Raw genomic sequence first — 3,258 nt, forward strand, 5'->3', positions numbered from 1 at the left:
AAACCGGTGATAGCGTCAATCCATAAATGACGTTATTAATAAAGCCACTAATTGCACCAGCCACCGGGCCAGCTAACATACTTGCCAGAAAAGTTCCCAACGTTCCTAACCAAACCGGTAATTTTAATCCTTCAGCAAACGCCTTGGCAACATAATTAATTCCGACTGCTGCAGGAATCAACGTTATCGTTGCTGTTGACAACCGAATCTTCCAGATACTTGAACGCTTAATATTTTGGACTCCCAAAATCCGCACCTCATTTGCTTAATTATTTTAAATAAAGGTATAAATCACTTTTAAATAAAAGTAATTTATACCTTTAATCTAATTAAAAACATTGTACGACTGTTTTGATAAAAGTCAAGTCGACTTTAATAGTTTTTGCGGTTATGACTTGGTCTTTTTTCTTCTTGAAGCTTATGTTTTGTTTAATACGGAATATTTTGGAGTAAGCTGGCTACCGAGTCTAAACGTGCAAAGAGAAGCAGGTCCCGGCCATATAAGCCTTTCAATCTAATATTCCAAAAACAGGAATGGGATTGACTTTAGATGATCCTATGGATACAAATGAACTGTTTATCCCTATTCATGACTTAAGAAAGTATGTTAAAGTACACAAATCTCAAGATATTAATAATTTAAGATTGGGAGATATATAAGCTCTTGGGGTATATTTTTACTAATTTTTCATGAAAGAAAATTGAACAAATTTGTATAGCAATTCTCTTATAAGTAAGGCCAATAGGGTGTACCCTATTGGCCTTTTTTATTTCTGTGCTATACTAGGAATTACAAATGTTCATTAGAACTGTCCAAAAGGAGAATTAAAAATGGCTAAAATCGGTTATGCACGTGTGAGTTCCAAGGAGCAACATTTAGATCGACAGTTAGCGGCTTTAAAAGACGTTGATAAATTATTTACGGATAAATTAAGTGGGGCTAACACTAATCGGCCAGAACTGCAAAAAATGCTGGCCTATATTCGTGAGGGTGATATCGTCCTGGTCACTGAATTAGATCGCTTAGGCAGAAACAACCAGGATTTAACTAAGATCATGAATACCATTCAAAATAAGGGGGCCACCCTAGATGTGTTAAATTTGCCGTCCATGACAGGGATTGCTGACCCAAATTTACGTCAACTGATGACTAACCTCATCATTGAACTGTATAAGTATCAGGCGGAAAGCGAACGTAAGCGGATCATCGAACGTCAGCAACAAGGGATTGCCTTAGCTAAGCAGCAGGGTAAATATCATGGGCGCAAACCCCAATACACCCAAGACGATCCCCGCTTGCAACATGCTTTTAAGCTTTACCAGGCAGGCATGAGTGACATTGATGTGACTCGAAATACCGGGATTAAACGGACGACCTTTATCAGATATCGCAAAAAGTTTAATATAAAAAGATGAGACTTATATGTCAGATAAATTAAAAACCGTTTTTTATGAGCAGCAAAACTATTTTGAGAAAATGATGGGAATCATGTTAGAGTGGTATCATTTATTAATCGGAATGCAAACAACTGTGCTTCTTACCATAGTTTTTCAGGAATAGCGGTTTTGCTAATTGATGACTTAATTCGAAGTAAGGACCTGCCGATAAATCAACATCCTACTATTTCATTTGGTGTTAATTTCTTTCTCTCGAATATAACCTATGCGTCAATTATAAAGTCTGGTCTACTGCAACGAGCTTTCTTGGCCCCTAAATCTAAAGAGAGCGTGTATTGAAATCCAAGGATTTCGATACACGCTCTCGCTTTTTACTACGTCTCCTTCTAGCAGAGATTAGAAATGAAAACAAAAATCCACTCGGCGCGACGAAGACGGCGGGTGAAAGTAGAAGGCCGGATTGGGCCTATCCCAGGGAAAGCAAGGCCTTGTAAAGGTCGTTGACCTTCGTGGGCATGTAGTCGTTCATCATTATGATCTGGTGGATGTCCCCTGGGAGTAGGTAGAGCCAGTGGCCAAAATCATGGAAGCCATCCTTTCATTCTTGCGTATCTTCGGAAAGCCGGAAGGTATCGACGAACTGCTTGTATTCCGAGCTGGAAGTTCCAAAGGATTCGAGGCCATAGAGGCCAGCGGACGAGTAAACGACCTCTCGACGCATGATCACCGAGGGGTCCTCGCTATCGTGACCGGTGTAGGAAATGGCCATATGCCCGTCCACGGTGGTGAAGGAATACTTGTCAATCTGCAGAAGACGAGCGACATTGGTCAAGACCTTACGTTTCTGCGCGTCATTGAACCCCTTGGAGTCCTCGACTTGCTTCCGGGTGAATTTGGTGACGGACACAGCGTAGTTGATGTGATCCTTGTCATTGACCGTCGAATAGCGGGCATAAGCGCCGGTGGGATCCTTATAGGTGTCCTTCTCCGGAACGCCCGGGAAATAGACGGAATAGCCCAGATCCTTGGACGTGAACTTCTTCCAGCCCTGGGGGGCAGTGACGGAGGAAGTGGCTTTGTTCGCCGATGGGGCAGTCGACTGGGAGGAACCGCAGGCGGCCAGACCTGTCGTGAAAGCCATCGTTGCTATGACAGCGGAAATCCGCCTGAAAGACCTTTTCATATCAAACCTCTTTTTCTTTCTTGTCGTTTCTTGCTTTTTCATTGTAACACCTTCTAAAGTATGAGGATAAAAATAATCTGGGATGGTTTTATCTTCAATTAAACACTGAATAATATATTTCCAAGGACTCCGCTTTTGATCATCAAGTTCTTGAGGTAGTGAACTTTTAAATATTGAACGCCACTTGGGGTCTTGTCGCCGCTTTTTGAACTGTTTTTTAAAAGCTTTGGTATATTTAATTACTCTTGCCGTTTATTTTGAAGACTCCAATGCGTCATCGGAGCTAAGCAATTGATCTAATTCTTTAAGGTTACGGGCTTCGGATAGCTTTTCTTTTCCAGATAGATCATCAATAACTTCTTGAATCGAATTTTTTAACTGCCGATTAGGGATTGAATAATATTTAGGTAAACCATCATGAGCAACCGTTGTTAATGTCATGCGCATAAAATCAGAAATTGTTAGACCATGATTAGCCAATACGTCTTTGGCTTTACTTTTAATAGTTCCGTCAATTCGAGCTTCAATTCTTGCCATTCTCATCACCTCAGTAATATTGTACGTTATCTGGCGTACAAATCCAACCGTATTTAACTAGGTTAAACTCTTTACAGAACGAGCAAAGATTCTTACATTAAAGACAACCATACAGTCAGAAAGCCGGGAGCAAGCTGCTT

4 protein-coding genes and 1 pseudogene are annotated in these 3,258 nt (G+C 40.9%); 2 read left to right on the forward strand and 3 right to left on the reverse strand.

Features of this window, described 5'->3' with window-relative positions; translation table 11 throughout:
- Positions 1-247 (reverse strand): annotated as a pseudogene (locus Q0339_RS03090) (ECF transporter S component); the annotation flags it as partial.
- Positions 248-831: 584 nt separating this feature from the next.
- Between Q0339_RS03090 and Q0339_RS03095 the strand changes: the two are divergent.
- Together Q0339_RS03095 and Q0339_RS03100 are read left to right on the forward strand one after the other, a co-directional pair.
- Positions 832-1,416 (forward strand): recombinase family protein, encoded by a 585-nt coding sequence (locus Q0339_RS03095; protein WP_298077333.1) that lies wholly within the window; start codon positions 832-834, stop codon positions 1,414-1,416.
- Positions 1,417-1,423: 7 nt separating this feature from the next.
- The gene (locus tag Q0339_RS03100; protein WP_298077334.1) at positions 1,424-1,561 is read left to right on the forward strand and encodes a hypothetical protein; all 138 of its coding nucleotides are present in this window, start codon (positions 1,424-1,426) and stop codon (positions 1,559-1,561) included.
- A 435-nt stretch (positions 1,562-1,996) separates the two neighbouring features.
- On the opposite strand, the gene Q0339_RS03105 is transcribed toward Q0339_RS03100, so the two are convergent.
- Both Q0339_RS03105 and Q0339_RS03110 read right to left on the reverse strand, forming a co-directional pair.
- Positions 1,997-2,623 carry a hypothetical protein gene (locus Q0339_RS03105; RefSeq protein ID WP_298077335.1) on the reverse strand — a complete coding sequence of 209 codons (627 nt, stop codon included), beginning with the start codon at positions 2,621-2,623 and terminating at the stop codon, positions 1,997-1,999.
- 210 nt (positions 2,624-2,833) lie between these two features.
- Positions 2,834-3,118, reverse strand: a complete 285-nt coding sequence (locus Q0339_RS03110) for a type II toxin-antitoxin system RelB/DinJ family antitoxin (protein ID WP_298077336.1) — start codon at positions 3,116-3,118, stop codon at positions 2,834-2,836.
- Between the last annotated feature and the right edge of the window lie 140 nt (positions 3,119-3,258).

The sequence above is a fragment of the uncultured Abiotrophia sp. genome (assembly GCF_938010525.1).
In the GTDB taxonomy this organism is placed as follows: domain Bacteria; phylum Bacillota; class Bacilli; order Lactobacillales; family Aerococcaceae; genus Abiotrophia.